The 24,343-nt window shown below is 40.0% G+C and carries 19 protein-coding genes and 3 pseudogenes; 21 read left to right on the top strand and 1 reads right to left on the bottom strand.

Features of this window, described 5'->3' with window-relative positions; genetic code table 11:
- Window positions 1-115: 115 nt before the first annotated feature.
- The 21 genes and pseudogenes from helD to FAY30_RS11720 all read left to right on the top strand — a co-directional run bounded on the left by helD (window position 116) and on the right by FAY30_RS11720 (window position 23,551).
- Entirely contained in the window at window positions 116-2,422 is a 2,307-nt protein-coding gene (gene helD, locus FAY30_RS11620) for an RNA polymerase recycling motor HelD (RefSeq protein WP_149870037.1), read from the top strand.
- Between the two features lie 321 nt (window positions 2,423-2,743).
- Window positions 2,744-3,286: pseudogene (locus FAY30_RS11625) on the top strand (DUF3231 family protein); the annotation flags it as partial.
- 100 nt (window positions 3,287-3,386) lie between these two features.
- Window positions 3,387-4,553, top strand: coding sequence for an IS256 family transposase (locus tag FAY30_RS11630; RefSeq protein WP_149868193.1), 1,167 nt, complete (start codon window positions 3,387-3,389; stop codon window positions 4,551-4,553).
- A gap of 224 nt (window positions 4,554-4,777) precedes the next feature.
- A pseudogene (locus tag FAY30_RS11635) lies at window positions 4,778-5,281 on the top strand (DUF3231 family protein); the annotation flags it as partial.
- Window positions 5,282-5,357: 76 nt separating this feature from the next.
- Window positions 5,358-6,172, top strand: a pseudogene (locus FAY30_RS11640) (aldo/keto reductase).
- A gap of 224 nt (window positions 6,173-6,396) precedes the next feature.
- Window positions 6,397-7,056 carry a GntR family transcriptional regulator gene (locus tag FAY30_RS11645; RefSeq protein ID WP_149870039.1) on the top strand — a complete coding sequence of 220 codons (660 nt, stop codon included), beginning with the start codon at window positions 6,397-6,399 and terminating at the stop codon, window positions 7,054-7,056.
- A 55-nt stretch (window positions 7,057-7,111) separates the two neighbouring features.
- Window positions 7,112-7,810, top strand: coding sequence for an isochorismatase family protein (locus FAY30_RS11650; RefSeq protein WP_149870040.1), 699 nt, complete (start codon window positions 7,112-7,114; stop codon window positions 7,808-7,810).
- Between the two features lie 42 nt (window positions 7,811-7,852).
- Window positions 7,853-8,602 carry a maleate cis-trans isomerase family protein gene (locus tag FAY30_RS11655; protein WP_149870041.1) on the top strand — a complete coding sequence of 250 codons (750 nt, stop codon included), beginning with the start codon at window positions 7,853-7,855 and terminating at the stop codon, window positions 8,600-8,602.
- 79 nt (window positions 8,603-8,681) lie between these two features.
- Entirely contained in the window at window positions 8,682-10,622 is a 1,941-nt protein-coding gene (locus FAY30_RS11660; protein ID WP_149870042.1) for an NAD(P)/FAD-dependent oxidoreductase, read from the top strand.
- A 76-nt stretch (window positions 10,623-10,698) separates the two neighbouring features.
- Window positions 10,699-12,048 (top strand): aromatic ring-hydroxylating oxygenase subunit alpha, encoded by a 1,350-nt coding sequence (locus FAY30_RS11665; protein ID WP_190284884.1) that lies wholly within the window; start codon window positions 10,699-10,701, stop codon window positions 12,046-12,048.
- A gap of 15 nt (window positions 12,049-12,063) precedes the next feature.
- The gene (locus FAY30_RS11670) at window positions 12,064-12,573 is read left to right on the top strand and encodes an aromatic-ring-hydroxylating dioxygenase subunit beta (protein WP_149870044.1); all 510 of its coding nucleotides are present in this window, start codon (window positions 12,064-12,066) and stop codon (window positions 12,571-12,573) included.
- Window positions 12,574-12,604: 31 nt separating this feature from the next.
- The gene (locus tag FAY30_RS11675; protein ID WP_190284885.1) at window positions 12,605-12,835 is read left to right on the top strand and encodes a dihydrodiol dehydrogenase; all 231 of its coding nucleotides are present in this window, start codon (window positions 12,605-12,607) and stop codon (window positions 12,833-12,835) included.
- A gap of 35 nt (window positions 12,836-12,870) precedes the next feature.
- The gene (locus FAY30_RS11680) at window positions 12,871-13,770 is read left to right on the top strand and encodes a VOC family protein (protein WP_149870045.1); all 900 of its coding nucleotides are present in this window, start codon (window positions 12,871-12,873) and stop codon (window positions 13,768-13,770) included.
- A 12-nt stretch (window positions 13,771-13,782) separates the two neighbouring features.
- Window positions 13,783-14,580, top strand: coding sequence for an SDR family NAD(P)-dependent oxidoreductase (locus tag FAY30_RS11685; protein ID WP_223820948.1), 798 nt, complete (start codon window positions 13,783-13,785; stop codon window positions 14,578-14,580).
- A gap of 47 nt (window positions 14,581-14,627) precedes the next feature.
- Window positions 14,628-16,271 (top strand): purine-cytosine permease family protein, encoded by a 1,644-nt coding sequence (locus FAY30_RS11690; protein WP_149870046.1) that lies wholly within the window; start codon window positions 14,628-14,630, stop codon window positions 16,269-16,271.
- Window positions 16,272-16,319: 48 nt separating this feature from the next.
- Window positions 16,320-17,369 (top strand): 2,5-dihydroxypyridine 5,6-dioxygenase NicX family protein, encoded by a 1,050-nt coding sequence (locus FAY30_RS11695; protein WP_149870047.1) that lies wholly within the window; start codon window positions 16,320-16,322, stop codon window positions 17,367-17,369.
- Window positions 17,370-17,383: 14 nt separating this feature from the next.
- Entirely contained in the window at window positions 17,384-18,223 is an 840-nt protein-coding gene (locus FAY30_RS11700) for a carbon-nitrogen hydrolase family protein (protein WP_149870048.1), read from the top strand.
- A 15-nt stretch (window positions 18,224-18,238) separates the two neighbouring features.
- Window positions 18,239-19,030, top strand: coding sequence for an SDR family oxidoreductase (locus FAY30_RS11705; RefSeq protein ID WP_149870049.1), 792 nt, complete (start codon window positions 18,239-18,241; stop codon window positions 19,028-19,030).
- A gap of 203 nt (window positions 19,031-19,233) precedes the next feature.
- Window positions 19,234-20,880 carry a purine-cytosine permease family protein gene (locus FAY30_RS11710; RefSeq protein WP_149870050.1) on the top strand — a complete coding sequence of 549 codons (1,647 nt, stop codon included), beginning with the start codon at window positions 19,234-19,236 and terminating at the stop codon, window positions 20,878-20,880.
- Between the two features lie 95 nt (window positions 20,881-20,975).
- Window positions 20,976-22,919, top strand: a complete 1,944-nt coding sequence (locus FAY30_RS11715; RefSeq protein WP_149870051.1) for an NAD(P)/FAD-dependent oxidoreductase — start codon at window positions 20,976-20,978, stop codon at window positions 22,917-22,919.
- Window positions 22,920-23,116: 197 nt separating this feature from the next.
- Window positions 23,117-23,551, top strand: a complete 435-nt coding sequence (locus FAY30_RS11720) for a DMT family transporter (protein WP_149870052.1) — start codon at window positions 23,117-23,119, stop codon at window positions 23,549-23,551.
- Between the two features lie 9 nt (window positions 23,552-23,560).
- Here FAY30_RS11720 and FAY30_RS11725 read toward each other — a convergent pair whose 3' ends face one another.
- Window positions 23,561-24,244: a Dph6-related ATP pyrophosphatase gene (locus tag FAY30_RS11725; protein ID WP_149870053.1), complete on the bottom strand. Its 684-nt coding sequence runs from the start codon at window positions 24,242-24,244 to the stop codon at window positions 23,561-23,563.
- Window positions 24,245-24,343 lie beyond the last annotated feature (99 nt).

Below are 24,343 nucleotides of genomic sequence, written 5' to 3' on the forward strand. Positions count from 1 at the left end.
TGAGTAAGCTTTTTTCAATTTTTTGCTAATTCAAACTTGACTCGTACAAAAGATTTAGTTTAATCTTAATATCCCATACTGCGAAAATGAGATAGAGAGGTGGCGAGTGAATAGGATGAGTGCCAAAGATCAAGTATCTGTCCGTGACCATATAGATTATCAAACAGAAGTGGAGCGCTTAGAGTTTACAAAGGAATATATGCTAACGGTTTTAGAGATTTCGAAGGGGAATAAAGAATTTTTCGTTGAAAATATGAAACAAGCGTTAGCTGATCTGGATCCTCAAGATAGCAGTACGAGTTACACGGACCTCCTCGCGAATGCAAGATTTCTTGAACTAGCTGAAAGTGAACTGAAAAGGCTGGAAAGCGTGATTGGCAAACCATATTTTTCTAGAATCGATTTTACCAGCAATAGTACGAATACGGAAGAAGTGTTGTACATAGGTAAGGTATCCTTATTTGATCGTGTGACACAGCAGCCTATTATCGTGGATTGGCGGTCACCTATTGCCAATGTCTACTATGACGGCCGGCTTGGTGATGTGTCATATGAAGCGTATGGGGAGACACAAACCGGTTTCCTCTCCTTAAAGAGGCAGTATGAAATTGTCGATGGATTATTAAAAGACATCAGAGATATCGACTTGACGACACACGATGAACTTTTGCAAAAATCTTTATCAGGCAAAGCAGACAATCGATTAACAGAAATTGTTGCGACCATTCAGAATGAGCAAAATGAAGTAATCCGGGCATCACTAAAGCACCCGATAATCGTTCAAGGGGCCGCCGGAAGCGGGAAAACAACCATCGCACTCCATAGAATATCCTACTTTCTCTATTCCTTTGGGTTTCAATTTCCTCCAGAAAAATTAATGATTCTCGCACCCAATCGATTGTTCATTGATTATATTTCAGCCGTATTACCGGAATTAGGGGTCAACAAAATAAATCAAACCACCTATATCGATTTTATGAAAAGCTGCTTGGGTCAGAAAATAAAACTATTTTCTCCCAATACGAAACTAATCAAGCTCCTTGAAAGGAATAAGTCATCTAAATCGCTCCAATGGGTTTCCGGCTACAAGGGGTCTCTCGAATTTAAGACAGTAATGGATCATTATATAAAGGAATTAGAAACTAATCTTGCACCTAAAGAGGATTTTAGAGTGGAAAAATCCATTCTATTAAAAGGGCAAAAGCTTAATAAACTATTTTTAAAAGAATATACATACTTACCAATCTACAAAAGGATCAGTAAATTGAAATCCTTATTAGAAGATGATTTGAAAAAGAAGAAAGCCATTATGCTAACAAAGCTGATTAAGAAATACGATGAAGCTTTAGACCAGGTCCTTTATAGCAGGAGGCTCGATTCGGAAAGAAGAAAGCAAAAAGTCGTCATGCTGATGGATCGGAAAAAAGAAAGATTGAAGCAGGTGGAGCAAGAGGCAAAGACAGCGGTAAAAAAATATATGGAACCGCTTGTCATGAAAGATATTTTTACCTTATATAAGGAATTGATGTCTTCACCCGAATTGCTAAAAAAGCATGCCACCACTCTCTCCGATCAGCAATGTTCGGTCTTAAGCACGTTTTGTCAAAAGATTTTTGCCAGAGGTGCATATGAATTAGAGGATTTAGCTCCATTATTTTATCTGAAGGCAAAACTGGAAGGTATTGATGAAAAATATAAAATGCGCAGTATTTTCATTGATGAAGCACAGGATTACAGCTATTTCCAATTCGCCGCATTAAAAGAAGGCTTTGAAACCGACTTGTTTACCATTGTCGGAGATTTAGCACAAGGGATTCATTCGTATCGCGGCTTGAATAGTTGGGTGCCGGTATTGAATGAAATATTCCCTAATGCGAATTATCAAACCCTACAAAAAAGCTATCGTACAACCGTTGAAATTATGAATTTGGCAAACGATATCCTTCAGTTGATTGATCAAGATCTGCCAAAAGTAGAACCCGTTATTCGACATGGTCAAAAGCCATTATTTATAACCATTGACACTAAGAATCTAGAACAAATCCGCCTGCAGCTAGAACATGATATTGTCTTACTTAAAGAGGAAGAGCTTCATTCCATTGCCATTATTGGACGAACGGACAAAGAATGCCGAAGAATCAATCAGATACTGGAAAATAGTCATCTTCCGATTCAACTAGCAGAGGAAAAAGAAGATATGAAGAAGGGACACATCACGATTTTACCATCCTATTTATCGAAAGGGCTGGAATTTGATGCCGTATTGATTGTATGCCTGGATGAACAGTTTGCTAAAGTAGATCTGGATATCAAATTGTTGTACGTGTCCATGACAAGACCGATGCATCGATTGTATTTATACGGAAGACACTCGTCAGACTTTTTATTACAACATGCGGACGATTTTCATTTCGATCGTTAAAATAAATCGATCAAGGAAAGTTAGAACATATGGGAATTAGAATCGTTTCGTTATTTAAGGATTATTGCTGGTGATTGTATATGCGATTGTTCATAAAAATAAGCATTTGTTTGTTAGAAATGTTATGGAACAATAAGATGATAGATAAATGAAGGATTTTGTTAAATTGCAAAGTTCTTCATTTTTTTATTTAATCTATGGAAATAGCTTTATTAAGGAAGGATGGAAAAATTTCCCCTCTTACGTTTAATTAGTGTACCTATCGAGTATGATTCCAAATGAAGGGAATACTAACCTAAAGTGTGCAAGAAGGGAGTAATCATGAAAACGATTAAGCCGATTAAATTAGGTTCAAGCAAAGAAGAAACTAGCGAACCATTAACTTCTGCAGAAATGGGTAAACTATGGGCTACTTATATGGGAAACAGCATGTCAAAATGCATTTTAAGTTATTATCTCCAACATGTTGAAGATAAGGATATAAAAACTTTATTAGAAAATGCATTAAAATTAACGTTAGAATTTATGAATACAATAGAAGGAATTTTTGAAAAGGAGAACTTCCCTATTCCTAAAGGTTTTGGGGAAGAAGACGTAAACCTTGGAGCACCTCGTTTATTTCAAGATCGTTACTATGTTCATTATTTGAAATACGTTGCAAAAGCGGGAATGAGTATCTATAACGTTGCAATACCGCTTATCATTAGAAGAGATGTGAAAGAATTCTTTAGGTATTGTATGGATGCCACAATGGACCTGATGGAGCAAATCAATGAAATATTAATGAATAAAGGATTTATTATCAAGCCTCCTTTCATTCCAGTCCCTGAAAAAGTGGAGATTGTTCATCAGGACTTTTTAAATGATTAAGTCCGTATAATTGTGTAAAAAGAAAAGGGTCATTTTTATCCTACTTGGCTACAATGTTTAACAACCACGATAAACATAGAAAAGAGGAATAAAAATGACCCAATTACAGTTTAGCCTAGATTTGGAACTTTTAAAAGACTCAGTAATGAATTCAAATATAGATAACGTTGTTAAATCAGCTGTTGTTCTGGTTTTGAATGAGTACATGGAGAAAGAAAGAAATGATTACTTACACGCCGCTGCATATGAACGCTCTGTTGAGCGTCGTGATTACCGAAATGGCTACTACGAACGTGAGTTAACGATGAGTATCGGTAAGATAAAACTTAAGGTTCCTAGGACTCGAAATGGTGAGTTTTCACCTACGGTTTTTGAGAAATATGCACGTTGTGACCAGGCGTTAGTACTCTCTATGCTAGAGATGGTTATCAATGGCGTTTCTACACGTAAAGTTACACATATTGTGGAACAACTTTGTGGTGAAAGTAAGTCAAAATCGTTTGTTTCTTCACTTACTCAAAAGCTTGATCCTATTATTAATGACTGGGCCAAACGGCCCTTAAATTTAAGGTATTATCCTTTTGTTTTTGTAGATGCCATGTATATAAAAGTTCGTGAACATCATCGTGTCGTCTCTAAGGCTGTTTATATAGCCACTGCAATCACTGAAAGCAAAACACGTGAAATTCTTGGGTTAAGTGTGGATCACGCTGAGAGTTATGAAAGTTGGAGTCGCTTTCTCCAACAACTAAAATCACGTGGTCTTCAATCCCCAAAGCTAGTCATTTCAGATGCTCACCAGGGGCTTCAAAAAGCGATTCAACGTGAATTTATTGGGACTAGCTGGCAAAGGTGTAACGTCCATTTTAAACGTAATATCATAGAAAGGCTTCCAAAAAAGGACTCAGCGGAAATACGTATGATGATTAAGCGTATTTTTGATGCAGTCACAATTGAGGATATGCGGAATTTTAAAGGTGAACTGATGAGTCAGTTTGGGGACAATCTTAAATACGAACAAGCTCTGAAAATATTAGATGATGGTTTCGAAGATACCATACAATATATGGAATTTCAAGAAGATATCCGTTGTCATATCCGTAGTACAAATTCTCTTGAGCGATTAAATCAGGAAGTCCGAAGAAGAGAAAAGGTAATTCGAATTTACCCTAATACACAATCTGCTTTTCGTTTAGTAGGAGCTGTTTTAATGCACTATCAAGAAACCAATTATTCGAAGCAGAAATCTATTAAAAGGTAGATGTTTAATTTTCAACGTACTTCCAATTATGGATTATTCCATATCCAGTCAAGGGTATCAAAGGAAAAACCGCCTTTGACACCCTTGACTGGATATGGAGATTGAAACCCATGGAAGTAACGCTCGAAAAATGTTAAGGGGATAAGTGGCTGATCATATATATTTGACATAACAAAATTTGGTTAAAAACATTGTTTAGCAAATTTACACAAAATCAAGGACTTGACTTTTTAAATGGTTTCTTGGGACATGTTCGCTCTTTACATGCATTAGAAATTGCTCATCTATACGACAATATTGAAAATAATGTAACGAGCAAGGCACTCATTATGGCATTTGCCCAAGTTGTAAAGGATGAAAAGACACGAAAGTTGTTTGAATGGGGCAGGGATATGACCACCAAAAGTGTTGAACGTTATATGCAAAAGCTGCATGATGAAAATTTACCTACACCTTCTTTTTTAGACGATTTGGTGACAACATCAACTTTTTCACCCTTTTCAGATAAATTAATGTTGTTTCACAAAATGGATATGTTCTCAATGAAAATAAGAGCATTTGGAAATTCAGTTGCAGTAAATGGAAGGCATGATATTGGGCTAATGTATACCAAGTCGTTATTGAAAATTGGACAATTTGTAGAAGGGGCAGCAAAAATTTATATTGAAAAAGGCTGGATGGAACAACCGCCACATGCTGTTGATAGAAAAAATTTGGCGTCTAGTTGAGGATCGACCTTTCACAAATGAAAGTAATTCATAATTGTGCTAACATTATGATAATTACTGAAAGGAGTGAGTGGGTATGAGTAAGTCAATTCCGGAGATTACACTAAATGATGGGATAACTTTACCGGTAATCGGTTTGGGAACCTATAATCTTAAAGGGAATGAAGGGGTTCATTCCATCTTAAGTGCAATTGATAATGGCTATCGACTAATCGATTCTGCTTATAATTATGAAAATGAAGGACGGTAGGAGAAGCTGTTAGACGAACTTCTGTTCCAAGAAAAGACCTTAAAATCACTTCCAAATTACCGGGCAGATATCATTCCTATGACAAGGCAGTTCAGACTATTCAAGAATCTTTATACCGTGCAAATTTAGATTATTATGATGTGTATCTGATTCATTGGCCAAACCCAATACAGGACAGATATGTGGAAGCATGGCAGGCATTAATTGATGCAAAAAAATGGGGACTAATTCGTTCGATTGGTGTTTGTAATTTCTTACCTGAACATATCGAGCGGTTAGAACAGGAAACTGGCGTAAAACCCAGCATGAACCAAATTGAATTGCATCCATTTTTTAATCAAGCATCACAAAGAAAGTGGCATGAAGAGCATAAGATTGTAACGGAATCGTGGAGTCCCTTAGTTAGAGCTCGCGAAATCTTAGAAAATGATACGATTCAACAGATTGCTGATCAACATAACAAATCAATATCACAAGTAATTTTACGTTGGCACTATCAACTTGGCGCCATTTCTATTCCTAAATCAGCATCGCCTGAACGGCAGCTTGAAAATATATCTATTTTTGATTTCTCCCTAGATGAGAAAGAAATGAATATTCTTTCAGGCTTAACTCGCCCTGATGGCAGGCTTAACAATTAGGACCCTGCTACATACGAAGAATTTTAAACTATCATCGATAGTAAAATCGATAAAGCGCACACTATTAAAGTGATGCGCTTTTTTGCATGTAACACAAGGCATTCTTAAGAATGTATAAATTATTTTCAAAACACTATTGTAAATCTTCTGATTATTTGTATAATGAATGTAATGGATACTGTCGACAGCATACAGAATACTGTTGACTGAATGGAGAGGTTAAAATGATTGTAAAAAAGTCTAATCCTTTATACGAACAAATTTACGATAATATAAAGGAATCTATTATTAATGGTGAATTTAAATCAGGAGAAAGAATTGTTGATGGATGGATAGCAGAAAAATTAGGAGTAAGCCGAAGTCCGGTAAGAGAAGCATTCAGAAAGCTTGAACAAGATGGATTAATCGTCAATCAAGATGGTACCACCTTTGTGTATAAGCCAAACGTAGAAGACGTCATTGAACTTTTTGAAGTTCGAGCAGGGCTTGAAGGCATGGCCGTATTTCTGGCCACACAATCAATGACAGACGAACAGATTGATGAACTTGGTGAATCCATAGTACAGGTTAAAAACGCAATAAAAGAAAAGAAAATGGCAGAAGTCGTTAAGTTAAATACTTTTTTTCATGAATGTATCGTAAAGAGCAGCGGAAACAAAAGGCTTCTAGAAATGATGGGTAAAATAAATAATTTAATCCTCCTTTACCGTAATAATTTTTTCGCAAAATTTTTTGGAAGTGATGTTTTCATACATGAACACCATGAAGTGGTTGAAGCAATGAAAACGCGGAATCCAGTGGTGGCATCTGAAAAAATGAGGGAGCACATTCTTAATGATTTAGATCAATTAAAAGAAAGGTTGAGTACGCACCTGGATGAATGAAATTAAATGGGATAGGCTTCACCCTTAGTTTTCAGTCAAAGAAAGGAGAAAGAAGATGCGTATTTGGGACCAATATCTCGATGAAAGAGATTTAAAGAACTATTCTGCCAGTGGGTTTGGAAAGAAATATGGGATAGGGAAAAATCCGGCTTTGATTATTGTTGATGTTACATATGGTTTTACAGGTGAAGAAGCGGAGCCAATTGAGGAGTCAATTAAAAAGTATCCGGCAAGCTGTGGAGAAGTAAGCTGGGAAGCTATTAAATATATTCAAGCGTTATTAAAGACTTCTAGAAATGCTGAAATTCCTGTGTATTATACCATTATCGAAGGGTATAAAGATTCTTCTAATGAGCGGGTTGCCGTTAAGGGAAATCTATTTTCACACCCCTCCCTTCTTGAAGGGGAAAAAGGAACGTGGGTAGTGGATGAAATAAAGCCATTACCTGGGGAAGTTGTTTTATCTAAAAAGAAGCCAAGTGCTTTTTTTGGTACACCATTAATTTCCCATTTAATGTCCGACCAGGTCGATACCGTCATTGTAGTCGGGTGCACAACAAGCGGTTGCATACGAAGCACTGTGGTAGATGCATTCTCTTATAACTATCAAGTGATTGTTCCCGAGGAATGTGTATTTGACAGGAGTATAACCTCGCATGCTATTAATCTCTTTGACATGCAGCAGAAATATGCAGATGTGGTAAAAACGGATGAACTCATAAAGGAATTAACCCTGCTTTCACCGGTTAAATGAAACTTTTTCGCTAAATAATCAGAGAAAAGGGATGTGCAAAATTTGACTAAGAATTATCGTATTGGCCTTATTGTTCCAAGCTCTAACACGACTATGGAAACAGAAATTCCGGCGATGCTAAATGCAAGGGGCAATGAGGAGGAGACGTTTACCTTTCACTCCAGCCGTATGAGGATGCTTCATGTAACAAAAGAAGAATTAACGAAAATGGATTTGGAGAGCGACCGCTGCGCAGTCGAACTATCTGATGCCAGATGTGATGCGATTGCTTACGCCTGTTTGGTCGCGATTATGTCACAAGGCTCTGGTTACCACTGTCTTTCCGAGTCGCGTCTTTCAAGCATAGCAAAGGAAAATGGGACCGATATTTCTGTCATAAGCAGTGCTGGGGCACTGGTAGAAGGGATCCACACTTTAGGTGCAAAAAAAGTATCCATTATTACGCCGTATATGAAACCGCTTACCAAAATGGTAGTTGACTATATTGAAGAAAGCGAGATTGAGGTATTGGATTCAATCAGTTTGGAAGTGGCTGATAACCTGGAAGTGGGAAGGCTAAATCCTCTCAACCTGCTAGAAATAGTGAAGGATTTAGATGTTAGTCAAGCAGATGCAGTGGTTTTATCTGCATGTGTTCAAATGCCATCATTGCCGGCCATTCAAAAGGTAGAAGACAGGATTGGATTACCTGTTCTTTCAGCAAGTACGGCAACAGTCTATCAAATTCTTAAGAGTTTAGATCTAAAAGCGAGTGTTCCAAATGCTGGGAAGTTATTATCAGGTGCTTATTAAAAATCTGAAACAAAAAGCTTTCAAAAGGATGCCAGTTTGTTGTAACACACTTTAAATTAGTGAAAACGGGGGTTATCTGATGAGTGAGCAGTTTGCTAAGTTATTATCACCTGGGAAAATAGGCAGCCTTGAATTAAAAAACAGAATCGTAAAAGCGCCGCAATCGACGGGTCTAAGTAATCGTGATGGTACAGTCTCTGAAAGATTGGTCAGACATTATAAAGAAATCGCCCGCGGCGGTACAGGTCTGATTATTGTGGAATATACGTATATCGACAATGAAGCGAGTAAATCAGCGTATTGCCAATTGGGAATTAGTGATAATGAACATATTGCAGGTTTATCCTGGCTGGTTTCTTCGATTCACGATGAAGGGGCAAAAGCAGGCATTCAAATTGAACATTGTGGAAGGCAAAAATTCTTAGGTACACCACCTATTAAAGCACCATCAAGAATCCCCTGGCCAACGCTTTATGAACAAACCGGAAATGTACCCGAAGAACTCACTATAGAAGAAATCAAACAAATTGTAGAAGATTTTGGCGATGCAGCTAGGCGTGCAAAGATTGCAGGATTTGATTTAGTTGAAATACATGCTGCGCACGGCTATTTGATTACAAATTTCCTTTCCCCTCACACAAATAAACGGACAGACTTATACGGTGGGACTTTAGAGAATCGAATGAGGTTTTTACTGGAAGTCATTAGAAACGTGAAGGCAAAAGTAGGTGAGGAATTCCCGATAACCATGAGAATAAATGGGACAGATTATGAACCCGATGGCATTACCATTGAGGAATCGATAGAGGTTTGTAAGCAGGCTGAACAACTGGGCATCTGCGCTTTCCATGTGTCAGGCGGCGATCATCACATGATGAATTATCAAGTAAGCCCCATGACAGTACCAAAAGGCCCAAATGTGTGGGCAGCAGAGGCCATTAAACGAACTGCTTCTGTTCCCATCATTGCATCAGGATCCATTACCACACCGCAATTTGCAGAAGAAATCCTCCAAGATAAAAATGTCGACTTTGTTTCTCTAGGTAGACCTTTACTTGCGGACCCTTCCTTCCCATTAAAAGCGAAAGAAGGCCGGCCGGAAGATATTATTCCTTGTATTCGTTGTAATGACGGTTGTATGGAAAGAACATTCTTCAACTATCAATCTATTAGGTGCTCGGTCAATCCAAATACGGGTAGAGAAGGTGAGCTTCCAATAACACCCGCTAGTGCTCCTAAAAATATTGTGGTAGTTGGAGGTGGACCTGCAGGAATGGAGGCCGCTAGAGTCAGTGCACTTCGTGGCCATAAGGTTACACTATTCGAAAAAGGAAAAGTAGGCGGAGCTTTGCCGGCATCATCGGTTACTCCATTTAAAGCGGATATCCGAACGCTAGAAAACTACTTCTCTGCCCAAATAGAGAAGTTGAAGATAAAAATAGTGCATGAAGAAGCAACGCTGAATACGATTAAAGCCGGTGACTTTGACGCCGCTGTGATTGCAGTTGGAAAGATACCAAAACCTGTTCATATTAAGGGTATGAACCCATCAAAGACCATATATGGAATAGATGTTTTGTCCCAAAAGGAAGAAACTGGACAAAATGTAGTCATAGTTGGCGGAGGGATGACCGGGGTTGAAACCGCTTTATTTCTAGCTGATCAGGGACGAAACGTCACTATTATAGAGCAGTCGAAGGATATTTTGAATGATGACTTAATTACTTTCAAAATGTCATATAGGGAGTTTTTAACTCAAAAAGGCATAGCCATTTATACTTCATCAGAAATAAAAGAAGTAAATGAAACGGAAATAACGATTATAAATAGGTCTGGTAAGGAGCAAATCTTAACTGCTGATACAGTCGTTATAGCAACAGGATATGCAGCAAATATTGATTTGTCACGGCAATTACAAGAACAAACAGATCTAAAGGTCTTTCCGATTGGAGATGGAAAGCGTCCAGGAAAAATATATGATGCCATTCATGATGGTTATGTAACCGGACTGCGTATCTAGCCATGACAATCAAACCGAATAGATTAGGCAGCAAATAAAGATTCATATAAATAATTGGGGAATGGGAGTGCTCAATATGTGTAAGGAATTGAAGTCGCCGCTTTCTAATAGGGCTAGAACCATATTAGAAGATTTTCAGGCAAGCCTTGAGCAAGGAATCTCAAAAATTGGAGTCTTGAATGATGAGGAAATACATCAAGCAGAGTTAGAAAGAGTTTTCGGGAGAAACTGGAATTTTCTTGCACATGAATCGGAAATACCGAACAATAATGATTACGTTCTTCGGTCTATTGGAGACGATACGTTTATTGTAAACAGGGGAAGTGACGGTGAAATCCGCGTATTATTGGATGTTTGTCCACACCGCGGAGCGAGCATTTGCCGGGCCGCAAAAGGAAGCTCTTCTCATTTTACCTGTCCCTATCATGGCTGGACGTTTAAAAATAATGGTGATTTAGTGGGAACCCCTTCGTTTAAGGATGCTTATAGCGGTCTGGATCGGAAGGAATGGGGACTTACTCAGGCACCACGGGTAGAAATATTTCATGGCTTCGTTTTTGCGACGTTAGATGAGAACTGTCCTGACCTGAAAGAATCATTAGCCGGCATGGGTTGGTACTTGGATATGATCTTTTCTTTGCAAGATCAAGGTATGGAAGTTTTGGGAGAACCCCAACGGTTCATCATTAAGGCGAACTGGAAAATTGCTGCCGAAAACTTTTCTGGCGACGATTATCACTTAATGACTCTCCATAAATCAACCTATGATATTGGGGTCATGCAAATCCCTCTTAGAGAAAATATGAAGGGCTATCATATACAGGCAGGAAATGGTCATGGAATCAGCTTTTCTATTGATCTAGAAAGTAAGGACCCGCTTTTCTTTTTCTATCCAGAAGAAATTGTCAAAACCTTTAATTTGGAAAATTTATCTGAAAAACAGCTCGAACTAGCACGTGGCTCACGCGTTTGTGTCGGAAATATATTCCCGAATATTTCATTCCTCATGCTTCCGTTAAGCCCTGATCCGAAAAATGTTCCGCCTACCCCGCTGTTTACGTGGAGAGTTTGGCAGCCAAAAGGCAAGGATGAAATTGAGGTTTGGAACTGGTTCATGATGTACAAAAATACCTCAGAGGAATTTAAAAGGGCCTCATATCGGGCAGCAATGGCGTCATTCGGAATTGCCGGAACGTTCGAACTAGATGATGCCATCCCTTGGGAAACCATTACTAGAAATGCCAAGGGGACGTTTGCTAAGAAGAACATGAAATTAAATCTGCAGATGGGGATGGAAGGGATGGGAACGGCGAAACAAGTCATGGATTGGCCATTTCCTGGAACAGCCTATTATCCACGTTATGAAGAAGGAAATCAGCGGCATTTGTATCGCCACTATTTAAAGGAAATGCTCTCAGAAGAGTAAAAGGGGGGAATTAAAATGAAAGTGCCTTTTGATCTATATCAAGAAGGAATTGAATTCTTTCTGCAAGAAGCTGAATTGATTGATGACGGGAAATTCAGGGATTGGCTGGAACTGATGACAGATGATTTTACGTATAAAATTCCAGTAAGAGTGACACGTGAGAAAGCAGCCCCAACTGAATTCAGCGATTTGGCCAGTCATATGGACGAAACAAAAAACACAATGGAGATGCGTGTCATTCGTGCCTATTCAGAATACAACTGGGCGGAAGACCCTGTATCAAGAACAAGGCATTTTTTAACCAATTTCAGAGCTGCGATGGATGAAATCGATGAAAACGAAATCCACTATAAAACAAACTTCCTATTATATAGAGGGAAATTTGATTTGCCGACTTTTCAGTTTTTAAGCGGTGAAAGGCATGATACGATCCGCCGAGTGGATGGACAGTGGAAAATAGCTAAAAGGCTTATTTTACTTGATCATGCCACCATACCAATGAATAACCTGGCGATCTTTATTTAGATTAGAGAAAAATGACTTGAGGTGAATGAACATGTCGGAAAAGGATGATCTTTTACAAATTGCAAATGAATTTACGTGTATCCATGTTCGAAAAATTCAAACAAAAAATGGTGAGTTACTGGAAATCGAGTCGAAAAAAAATGATGGAAAAATCACATTGGATGCTATGCAATTGGAAAGCTTGACACTATTAAAACCAGAACATTTTTCGAAATTTTTTGAAATCCATTTTGGCTTGGATGATACCTTTTCAAAAGAGTAATTAAACCAACTAATCTAGTAGAAAGGGTGAAGGTTATGCATTCGAAAGCCCAAAGATTTGAACACGTAGAATTAAAAGTGAACGATCTTTCTAAGGCCATGAATTTTTATAAAGAAGGTTTAGGTTTAGTAGAAATAGCAAGAGAAAATGGGGTTATTTATTTAGGCTGCGGCTATGATAAAAACTACGATTTGGCCATCTCTGAAGGAGGAACTGGCGTTTCCCATTTCGCGGTCCGGGCAGATAACGAAGAAGAAGTGGAGTATTTCTATAAAAAAATATCGAATCTTGGTGTACGAGTGGACCGTCATAACGGAACAGAACCAGGGCAGGTAAAGGGAATTCGCTTCAATTTGCCCAGCGGCATTCCGATGGAGTTTGTTCTGGTTGAAGATAATAGTTATGTCAATCCAGCAAGGCCAGCTTACCCTCGAAATGTGGCATCTGCGCCGTTGAATATTGACCATATTAATTTGATGACGGTAGATGTGAAAAAAGAAACAGATTTCTTTCGCGAAGTACTGGATTTTAAAATCTCTGATATTGTCGATCCCGAGATGAATGGGAAATATATGATGACCTTCATGCGCTTTCGCGGCTACCATCATGATGTCGCAACAACAATTACGAAGAATCCTAACGATACATTGCATCATCTTTCTTGGACGATGAGTAATTTTGAACATATTAAGGTTGCTTGTGATGTTTTGGCACAATTTGAAATTGATGTGGAATTGGGGCCGGGGCGTCATCCAATTGGTCCGAATTTATATGCCTATTACTTGGAACCGGGTGGAAATCGCTTTGAATACGTGGCTGAACAAGCCTATTTAGATCCGGATTCTCCGACTAAAATATGGAGAAGCATGGCGGATACCCTTGAATCATGGTCTAAACTTAGAAAACCCCCGGGAAGTTTTATTAAAGGAATGTAGTCTAGAAGGAGAGTGGAAAAGATCGGACGCTTAAATGGTAAAGTTGCTTTGATTACAGGTGCGACTTCTGGGTTAGGCAGGGCAGTTGCAGAGCGCTTTGTCGAAGAAGGTGCTCACGTATGTATTGTCGATAAATCGCAGGAACGGCTTGAGGAAATGCAGACTCTTTTAGGGGAAGCGATTATTACTGTCCATGCAGATGTAAGCACTTTAGAGGGAAATATCAAAATGGTGGAGGCAACCGTTGAGAAATTTGGAAGGGTAGACATTTTTATCGGCAATGCAGGGATCTATGATGGAAATATGGGAATTAATGACCTTTCTCTTAACCGAATAGAGGCAGCATTTGATGAAGTCATGAATGTCAATGTCAAAGGATACTTACTAGGGGCAAAAGTAGTTCTTCAAGAGCTGCTTAAAACAGAAGGGTGTATGATTTTCACCGCCTCTCATGCCAGCTTTTATTCCGCCGGAGGCGGCCCTATTTATACCGCCTCCAAGCATGCCATCGCAGGCTTAATCAAAGAACTAGCTTACGAACTTGCGCCAAAGATCCGTGTGAATGGAGTGGCACCAGGTGTGATTGCGACGGCTATGGGGATGCCGAATTCCTTAGGTTCAGAGGCTCCTTCAATTATATCTGGAGTGGAACAGGCATTACCGCTGCCATTCATTCCAGAATCTAAGGATTATGTAGAGCTTTATGTATTACTCGCCTCTGAAGGTGCCAAGGCAATGACTGGAACCATCATCCAGGCTGACAATGGAATAAGCATAAGAGGATTAGTAAGGACATCCGGCGGTCTTTAAATGAAGAAAGGTAACCAATAATTCCTACTATATTTGGAGGTTAATAGATGGCAAATCGCGATGTAAAAGATTTGGCAAACCATTCGGAGAGCCTTTTTTATGATACGAGGGATATGGAGCGAAGGCTTCATTCTGCAAGTGACAAGGATGATTATGGAACACTTAGAGTGCCTGGTGATTGGAGATTTGGAGCTTGGAGCAGTGCCTGGAGCTGGATGGGGCTATCAACGGCTATTGCCTATCCGCTAACAGGAGCATTATTAACTCTGGCATTCGGAGCCATTTCTGTCATTATCGGCTTTCTAATTTCAATGGTTTTAGTAGGTTTTGGAGTGTATTACACATCGATGAAGTCGGCAAATGAGGGTATTGGAAAAGATTTAATGAGCCGATCATCATATGGGTACCTCGGTTCAGTTCTTAACACATTGTTTGTTGGCATTTATTTAGCCATACTGTTTTCGCTTGAAACCTCAGTTATTGCTGGATCTTTAGCAGAATTTTTACCATCTTTACCTTTTTGGCTGCTTGTTCTACTCATTATCGCAGTATTTGTACCATTAGGAATCTACGGAATGGTATGGATTGCAAAGCTTCAAACCGTTACCTTTGTCCTTTATGTAGTGGGAATCGGACTCGTTTTTATTGGTCTTTTTACCGGCTGGTCTGAACTAACAAGTACCGCTTTTGCGGGTGAATGGTGGAAGCTGAATCCGAATAATGTTCCAATATCTTGGATGACGATTATCGGTGCAACCGGAGCTTGGATGGGTGCGTTTGGGTTCATGAATATTTTCGCTTCCACCGACATTACAAGGATGACCCGCCGAAGTGAACGAAAAAAGATTGCTGTTCTTCAAGTCATTATCAACTCATGTATTAATTCATTCCTGATTGGGGCAATGGGTATTTTCTTCCTTGCATCATCAAATGGTGTGAATCCGGATCCGGGAGTAACATTTGTTTGGGTATTAGGGCCATTAGGGCTGCTATTAGTTTTTGTTACGCAATTAAGAGGAAATGTCATGAACATGTATTTAGGAACTCTAGCTTTTGATAATGTTTTAGCCCAATTAACAAAGAAGAGCTTCATGCGTTCCTGGCTTTTAATTCCTTTTGTCCTCATCGGCTTTATCATGGTAGTCAGCCCATTTTTACAGTACTTTTCGACGATTGCTACGTTTGCCGGTGTGATTTTTGCTTCTTGGGTAGGATCAACCTTTGGCGAGGCAATGCTGGTCCGTCCGCTTTATAACATTCCAAAATGGTCGGAATTCCGCCGTGCGTATTTGCCGAATATCAATTGGATTGGTTTTACTTCCCTGCTAGTTTCTATCATTGTCGGTATGGCGGCAACATTGGGCATATGGGGAGATATTTTAAAGGCATTATCCGTGTTTGTCAGTTTACTGTTAGCATTTATTTTACCAGTAGTGATGGCCGCTGCTCTTGGAAAAGAAAAAACGATTCAGCAGTACTTTAAACGGATCCCTGAAATTCCTTCAGTTGAATCTGATACCATGACATGTTTTGTAACAGGTGAGACAGAGCACAAAAGTGATTTTGTTTTATGCCCATTTCATAGTGATAATTGGATTTCGTCTACAGCATGCGCAACTGAGACAAGATGTAATAAAATGTGCCAAGTCAAACCTGTACCAAATACAGTACCAATCGATCAATCATTGTAATGATCAATCATGTTTGTTAACAAAAAATTTCCTAAGGGAGTGGATGTAATGCTTACGAATTTTACACAATTAACGAAACTGTTTAGAGATGAATTGGTTCTTTGCGGAGTAAAAGAAGGTGAATTTGTTGTCGTGGCCAGCCAGCCGGAATCACGCGTTGGATATGTTGATGCTTTCTTAGCGGCAATTGAATCCTTAGGTGCCCATGGTATGAATCTACAGTTCCCAGGCATTCGTCATGCCCATTTGCCTTATATCGGCCGGCAAACACAGGATATTGATATTTTTATAGATTCAACTCCTCAAGCGATGGAAACCTTAAGAAAAGCGGATATGGTAGTGGATGTAACAGCGGAAGGTCTTGTCCATACAAAAGCAAGAGCCGTTACTCTAAGTAATGGAGCAAGAATGCTAATGGTTTGGGAAAAGGCTGAAATCCTTGAAAGAATGTTCCCAAGAGAATCATTAAGGAAGCGTGTAGAAACGAGCATGGATATGTTGAAACAAGCGGAAACCATGAGAGTTACTTCTGCAGCCGGCACTGATATCTCTGTTAGACTGGCAAGTGATACTCCGATTATTGGGCAATATGGTTATACCGATCAGCCTGGAAGATGGGATCATTTTGCTGGCGGGTTTGCGGCCTTTTATCCGATTGAGGAAAGTGTGAACGGGCGAATCGTTTTAGATGCGGGGGATATTTTATTGCCGCTGAATCGTTATATTTCCTCTCCAATTGACATCACGATTGAAAAAGGTTTTATCACGGATATTAAGGGCGAAGGCTTGGATGTTTTATTATTTAAACAGTATTTTGAGTCGTGGAATGATAAGGATGTATACGGGACGTCCCATTTCGGCTGGGGGTTAGATGAAAATGCCCTTTGGGAAGCTCTTAGCTTTTATGGTAATGAAACATACGGGATGGATGCACGTGCCTTTGCAGGGAATTTTATGTGGTCAACAGGCCCAAATGCGCATGTAAAGCGTTTTACCAAGTGCCATTATGATATTCCGATGCGCGGCTGCTCAATCGAACTTGATGGAAAAGAAATTATTACAGCAGGCACGATTGTGGATCCACGACTAAAACCATAATAAGGGCGGATAACATGACGAATAAACTAAAGGTATCAATGGTCCAAATGCAAGTAACCGATCAGGTGGAAATAAATGTTCAAAAGGCTATTGAATTAACAAAGGAAGCAGCAAAGAGTAATCCCGATGTGATCGTCCTTCCAGAAAACTTTCATTTAATGGGGACCAAACAGGACTTTTTTGAAAAAGCAGAAACGATTGATGGTCCTACCATAACGAAGTTGAAGGAGACGGCCCGGGAATTAGGTACCTATATTGTTGCAGGGACAATGAAGCTTCGGGTGAAGGAAGAAGGAAAATTAAAAAATACATGCTGTGTGATTAACCCAGAAGGGGAAATTCAAGATGTGTATGATAAAATCCACACTTTTAACGCCCAAATAGGCGGCAGAACCCATGCTGGCAGTCAAGTAGAAGATGCTGGCGATCGGATTGTCGTTACCAACATAAAGGGAGTTCCAGTTGGCCTAAGCGTTTGTTTCGATATTCGTTTTCCGGAAATGTTCCGTATTCTTACTTTAAAAGGTGCAAAAGTCATTCTCGTGCCAGCCATTTTTATGCTGCATACGGGGATGGACCATTGGGAAGTCCTTTTACGGGCCAGGGCTATTGAGAACCAGGTGTATATGGTGGCACCTGCTACCCATGGACAGTTCCCGCCGCATAATGATTGGAGTTACGGCCGCAGTATGGCCATCGACCCTTGGGGGCTCATGATTGCTCAGTCATCTGACAGAGACGGAGTTGTCACAGTGGACCTTGATTTAGATTTGGTCGAGGATGTCAGGAAACGGGTACCGTCTTTATCCCAGCGAAGACCAGATGTCTATAACTGGGCAGAGTTTGATCATTGATAGGAGAGGTGTAATGTGGATTTAGGGATGAATGGAAAAGTTGTGCTCGTAACGGCAGCAAGTAAAGGTCTTGGATATGCGGTAGCCGAAGCAATGCTCGCTGAAGGGGCACGTGTAGCCATCAGTTCAAGGAGCGAGGAAAGCATTAAAAAGGCAGCTGAAGAATTATCTAAAGGCGGCAAACATGATGTTTTTTCCGTCGCTGCCGATTTGTCAAAGCCGGATGATGTGGAGCGGTTAATGGATCAAGTTCTCCATCATTTTGGTCAAGTGGATATTTTAATCTGTAATACCGGTGGTCCGAAAACATCTGATTTTGTTGATACTGAAGAGGGTGACTGGAAAAACGGAATGGATATGATGCTGTTCCCAGTCCTTCAAATGACAAAAAGAGTTGTACCTAAAATGAAAGAAAACAAATGGGGCAGAATTATCTTTATGACCTCCACCTGGGTGAAACAGCCACGGAAAAGCGGGGTTATTTCGACGATGGCCCGCAGTGCCGTTTCGGGATTATCAAAGCACCTGTCAAATGAATTAGCGCCAGATAATATCCTAGTCAACCAAGTTTTGCCTGGTCCAACATGGACGGATCGATCTAGGGAAATTACCAGACGTTTATCAGAAGCACGCGGGGTACCTGTAGAAGTCATAAAAGAAGAAATTGCTGAGGAAATTCCTCTTGGCCGATATGGTACAGCAGAAGAGATCGCTAATGCCGTCACTTTTCTAGCTTCAGAAAAAGCATCCTTTATCACAGGGGCAGCCTTGCAAGTGGACGGCGGGCAAATAAAAGCAACAGTTTAATAGATTCTAACTTTTTAGTAATTGCATATTTACATTGACGATGACCCTGTATTTGGCAAAAGCTAAGAATGCCGTACTAAATATGGGGTTATTCAATTAGGATTAAAAACTATCTGTATCAATAGCTGTCGACAGTATCCAGTATTCAGACGACGATGAATAAATGGTTAATTTCAGATTAAGTATTGAGCGGAGGCAGATATATGAATTCGAGTAAATTAGAAAAGGTTTTTCATGCGGATGAACAAAATTTTTATGACACACGAGATATGGCATTTGAAATGGACAGTGAAGCAGCCACAGATGATTACGGACTAAACAGAGTTCCAGGAAATTGGAGGTTTAGTCCTTGGCAGGCTTTCTGGAGTTTATCCGGCATACCGACTGGACTTGCCTTTCCGCTAACAGGGGCACTCTTGACGCTATCCTTTGGAGCTCCTGCGACAATTATTGGATTTTTGATTACTGGGATAATTGTTAGTTTCGGGATTTACTATGCGTCTAAGCAAGCTTCAAATGAGGGTATTGGAAAGGACTTAATGACTAGAGCCAGTTTGGGGTATTATGGTTCAATCGTTACTAGTTTATTTTCAGCGCTATTCTTTGTCCTTATGTTTTCTGTAGAACTTACTGTTTTAGCAAACTCGCTTTCTGAATATGTTCCGATTTTACCTTATTGGGTCTCAGCCGCCTTGATTGTAGCCGTATTTGTCCTGCTTGGCATATATGGCATGGTTTTGATCAACAAATTGCAAAATTTCACCCTATGGCTTTATGCGATTGGGCTTATTCTCGGATTTGTTGGACTGTTTTACGGTTGGTCAGATAAAGCAAGTGCTGATTTTGCTAGGGACTGGTGGAAAGCGAATCCGTCAGGTGCACCCCTGTCTTTTACAACTGTATTGTCTGCAACAGGTTCATGGATCGGAGCATTTGGGCTAGTTTCCATTTGGGCATCCACTGATGTAACGCGAATGGTCCGTCGCAAAGAGCAGAAGAAGGGAGCGGTGCTATCCTCGATAATATTGGGGGTGTTCGGCTGTGTAATAGCTGGGATGCTGGGAATTTTTCTACTTGCTTCCACCCAATTCACAAATCCTGATCCTGGTGTAACATTCGTTAGGCTTCTTGGACCATTTGGTTTATTTTTCATCATTATTACACAATTACGCATCAATATTATGAATATGTACTTGGGTACGCTCGCATTTGACAGTAGCGTGGCTCAGGTGAGTAATAAGGGTGTCGCCCGTTCGTGGCTGCTTGTTCCGTTTGCTATTATCGGCTATATCATTGTCATTATCCCCGGATTCATGGGTTATTTTCCGACTCTAGCTTCGATGGCCAGTGTCCTGTTTGCGGCATGGGTTGGAGCAGTCTTCGGCGAAAAAATGCTTGTAAGACGCAGATATGGTATTCCATCATGGAGTGAATTTCGGAGGGCGTATTTACCAGCAGTGAACTGGATTGGATTTGCATCCTTTTTGTTCCCAACCATTTTGGGCCTAGCAGGAGTGATTGGTTTGTTTGGAGATTCATTCAAGGCAACAGCGGTTCCAGTTACGTTTGTTGGTTCGTTTTTTCTTCCCGCAATCCTTGCAATGTTGTTAGGAAAAGAAAAGGTCGTTCGTCAATATTTTGCTAGAATTCCCGAAATCCCTGAAAGCGATTCGGATATGATGGATTGTGCCATAACAGGGGAAACACTGCATCGCAGCGATTTTGTGCTCTGTCCATTCCATAATAATACATGGATTTCATCTAAAGCCTGTGCATCCGAGTCAAATTGTGGGAAAATGTGTCAATTCATGAACATTCCCAAAGAACTTCCACAACAAAAAGAAGCATAACAGGGGCTGGCTACTATAGAGTGGAGCGTAGACGGATTTAATCGAGTGATCTAGAGACTTCACTTTAATAAAAACATGGATTGGAGGGTCTTTCAATGACTGTAGCTGCTTATTCTAATCTGTTTACACCAGGGAAAATTGGCAAGCTGGAAATAGAAAATCGAATCGTTAAAGCCTCCACAGGCACAGGTCTTGGTAATCGGGATGGTACGGTATCGGAGAGGCAGATAAGACATTACAAAGAATTGGCCAGCGGCGGGGTCGGGCTGCTTATTGCTGAATATGTCTTTATCGACAATGATGCAAGTAAAACAGCTTTCTGTCAGTTAGGGATTAGTGATAATGAATATATCGCAGGTTTATCGTGGCTTGCTTCTACCATTCATGATCAAGGAGTAAAAGTTGGAATACAGCTTGCACACTGCGGGAGACAAAGGATGCTGGGCATTCCTCCTGTAAAAGCTGCCTCTCGTATCCCGTGGCCAGAACAATATGAAACAACCGGAATGATGCCGGAAGAACTGACGATTGAGGAAATGAAACAAATCGTTAAAGATTACGGCGCTGCAGCCAAACGGGCCAAAACGGCAGGATTTGATTGTATTGAAATTCACGCTGCCCATGGCTATTTAATAACAAACTTTCTTTCCCAACTTACGAACAAGAGAACGGACTTATATGGCGGCAGTTTAGAAAACAGAATGAGATTTTTAACGGAAGTAGTCAAAAGTGTGAAAGAAGAAGTAGGAGATGATTATCCCGTGATCTTGAGGGTCAATGGGACAGATTATGAACCTGGTGGCTTTAGGATGGAGGAATCGATTCAAGTATGTAAGAGGGCGGAACAATTAGGGATAGATGCTTTACATGTATCGGGTGGGGATCATACCACGATGCATTACCAGGTAAGCCCTATGTCCATCCCGAAAGGCCCGAACGTTTGGGCTGCAGAGTCAATCAAACAGGAGGTTTCGATCCCGGTCATTGCTTCTGGTTCTATTACCACGCCCGAATTTGCTGAGGAGATTCTTAGTCAAGGAAAAGGAGATTTTGTATCTTTAGCAAGACCTTTATTGGCAGATCCACATTTTCCGTTGAAAGCTAAGGAAGGACGTCCAGAAGATATTATTCCTTGTATTCGTTGTAATGATGGATGTATGGAAAGAACTTTCTTTAACAATCTTTCTGTCAGGTGTTCGGTCAATCCAAATATGGGCAGAGAAGGTGAATTACCAATCAAAGTTTCCGCTGCTCCTAAGAATATTCTTATTATTGGCGGGGGCCCTGCGGGAATGGAAGCAGCCAGGGTAAGCGCACTTCGTGGACATCAAGTTACCTTATATGAAAAAGGGGAACTCGGAGGAGCTTTAGTTGCTGCAGGTGCAGCAAAATTCAAACCGGATATCCATAACTTAATAACGTATTACATTTCTCAGTTGGAAAAACTAGATATTAACATTGTTCATGAAGAGGCCACAGCTGATACCGTCCGAAAAGGGAATTACGAAGAGGTCATTATTTCTACCGGCAAGCTGCCAAAGCCCTTCCAGGTGAAGGGGATGGATAAAATGACAGTTGTTCATGCGAAAGACGTTCTTTCAAAGAAAACAAGTGTCGGTGAAAATGTAGTGATCATAGGAGGTGGATTAACCGGAACAGAAACGGCCTTGTTTTTATCCAATCAAGGGAGACATGTTACTATCGTTGAGAAAGCAGATAGCATCATGAATGATGACTTGATAACATTTAAAACCTCTTACAATGAAATGTTACGTAAACAAAAAGTGTTCATTTACAAAGAGACAGAAATAGAAGAAATTCACGATCAGGGGGCGCTCTTAATCCACCGTGGGGGTGAACGTAGAGAGATTGCCGCTGACACTATCATACTTGCCCATGGTTATACGTCTAATGAAGATTTCGCTCATTCTTTAAAGAACCAAATGAATATAAATGTACACTCCATAGGAGACGGGAAAAAACCGGGCAAAATATACGATGCAATTCATGCAGGGTTTGTAACCGGACTATACATTTAAAAGTATCGGAATTTTTAAATAAAAATTATTTTGGGTGCATACTTCTAGTTCATGTTATGCACCCTTTTTCTCCGAATTAATCTAGTATTCTCCAAGTAAATGAATTTACTCCCAAATTATTATATCCGACGGCTTCCATGGTTAAAAAATGTGCTAAAATAATCGTAAGAATTACATTGATAAGGGGATTTCAGCTTATGAAAATACTATTTCCGATACTTGGAATCATTGGCGGTATAGCCGTTGCGGTTCAAGGTCAAATAAATGGAGGGTTAGGAAAAAGAGTTGGAGTCCTTGAAGCCTCGTTTATTTCGTTTGTTATTGGAACGCTTGCTTTGTTCTTTGCCGTCCTGTTTTTTGGAAAAGGCAATCTTTTGGCGATGACAACAGTTCCGAAATGGCAGTTAATCGGAGGGCTGTTAGGCGTTACTTATGTGATCACAACTATATTCCTCGTACCGAAAATTGGAGTCGCTCCTACTTTAGCTGCGGTCATTGCCGGGCAAATCCTAATGGGTGCAATTATAGACCACTTCGGGTTATTTGGTGGAACACGCATTCCAATTGACGTAAAAAAAATGGTTGCTATTATGTTATTGTTTATATCGCTTTATTTATTCAACCATAAATGATCATTGTGTTTATTTATCTGTTTCAAGTAAACAATATTTCTTAAATTCTAGTTTTTTAGTTGTTTCAAGTTGGACGAATTCAGCAGATTCCAAATGAATTTTTTTCGTGAATAGAGGACCATCATACACAAAGGTATGGTATTCTCCTGATTCTCCCATTGGGCAAATTGTCGTCATTTGTACATCTTGTAAGAACGATTCATCCAGCATTCTGCCAAGCCACGTCTCATCGAGCACATCTTCTCTTACCCGAATAACAATGGCTTTATAGCCCGATTCGACAAACCTTTCCAGTAATGATCCAGCATCTTCTTTTTTGCTCCAAAGGGGATAGAGGGCATCCACACCTGCAGCATTTGCTACCTTTTCGCCCCAATCTCGATGACCATCTAAATAGAGATCTCCGTAAGCAATACCAGTAATCTGATATTGATTCTTCAAGGTTTGCACAGCTTTAACAAATTCTTCTGTGTATGTTTCAAACGTGCATTCGATAAAATGAACAGGTATAGAAAGGGCCTCTCCTTGTAATCGAATCATATCTGTGCGCTCTCCGTGTCCAAATGTTCGGCCAATCTCCTTTGGAACAGTGGTTACGAGGCAAGCGACCTCAAATCCTGTTTGAATAAGAGTATCCAATGCCATACAACAATCTTTTCCGCCACTCCATGATAATGCCACTCGTTTCTCCATGATTCATCATCCTTATAGGTTATATTATTGATAGTTTATCATAGAAAACCGTGGACAAAAACCATTTGGAGGTTCTGGTGGTCTAAATTAACCTCTTTC

The sequence above is a fragment of the Bacillus sp. S3 genome (genome assembly GCF_005154805.1).
Taxonomy (GTDB): domain Bacteria; phylum Bacillota; class Bacilli; order Bacillales; family Cytobacillaceae; genus Neobacillus.

Coding starts and splice junctions, on each gene's coding strand:
- helD (WP_149870037.1), top strand. CDS start 116: ATGAGTGCCAAAGATCAAGTATCTGTCCGTGACCATATAGATTATCAA.
- FAY30_RS11630 (WP_149868193.1), top strand. CDS start 3,387: ATGACCCAATTACAGTTTAGCCTAGATTTGGAACTTTTAAAAGACTCA.
- FAY30_RS11645 (WP_149870039.1), top strand. CDS start 6,397: ATGATTGTAAAAAAGTCTAATCCTTTATACGAACAAATTTACGATAAT.
- FAY30_RS11650 (WP_149870040.1), top strand. CDS start 7,112: ATGCGTATTTGGGACCAATATCTCGATGAAAGAGATTTAAAGAACTAT.
- FAY30_RS11660 (WP_149870042.1), top strand. CDS start 8,682: ATGAGTGAGCAGTTTGCTAAGTTATTATCACCTGGGAAAATAGGCAGC.
- FAY30_RS11665 (WP_190284884.1), top strand. CDS start 10,699: ATGTGTAAGGAATTGAAGTCGCCGCTTTCTAATAGGGCTAGAACCATA.
- FAY30_RS11670 (WP_149870044.1), top strand. CDS start 12,064: ATGAAAGTGCCTTTTGATCTATATCAAGAAGGAATTGAATTCTTTCTG.
- FAY30_RS11675 (WP_190284885.1), top strand. CDS start 12,605: ATGTCGGAAAAGGATGATCTTTTACAAATTGCAAATGAATTTACGTGT.
- FAY30_RS11680 (WP_149870045.1), top strand. CDS start 12,871: ATGCATTCGAAAGCCCAAAGATTTGAACACGTAGAATTAAAAGTGAAC.
- FAY30_RS11690 (WP_149870046.1), top strand. CDS start 14,628: ATGGCAAATCGCGATGTAAAAGATTTGGCAAACCATTCGGAGAGCCTT.
- FAY30_RS11695 (WP_149870047.1), top strand. CDS start 16,320: ATGCTTACGAATTTTACACAATTAACGAAACTGTTTAGAGATGAATTG.
- FAY30_RS11700 (WP_149870048.1), top strand. CDS start 17,384: ATGACGAATAAACTAAAGGTATCAATGGTCCAAATGCAAGTAACCGAT.
- FAY30_RS11710 (WP_149870050.1), top strand. CDS start 19,234: ATGAATTCGAGTAAATTAGAAAAGGTTTTTCATGCGGATGAACAAAAT.
- FAY30_RS11715 (WP_149870051.1), top strand. CDS start 20,976: ATGACTGTAGCTGCTTATTCTAATCTGTTTACACCAGGGAAAATTGGC.
- FAY30_RS11720 (WP_149870052.1), top strand. CDS start 23,117: ATGAAAATACTATTTCCGATACTTGGAATCATTGGCGGTATAGCCGTT.
- FAY30_RS11725 (WP_149870053.1), bottom strand. CDS start 24,244: ATGGAGAAACGAGTGGCATTATCATGGAGTGGCGGAAAAGATTGTTGT.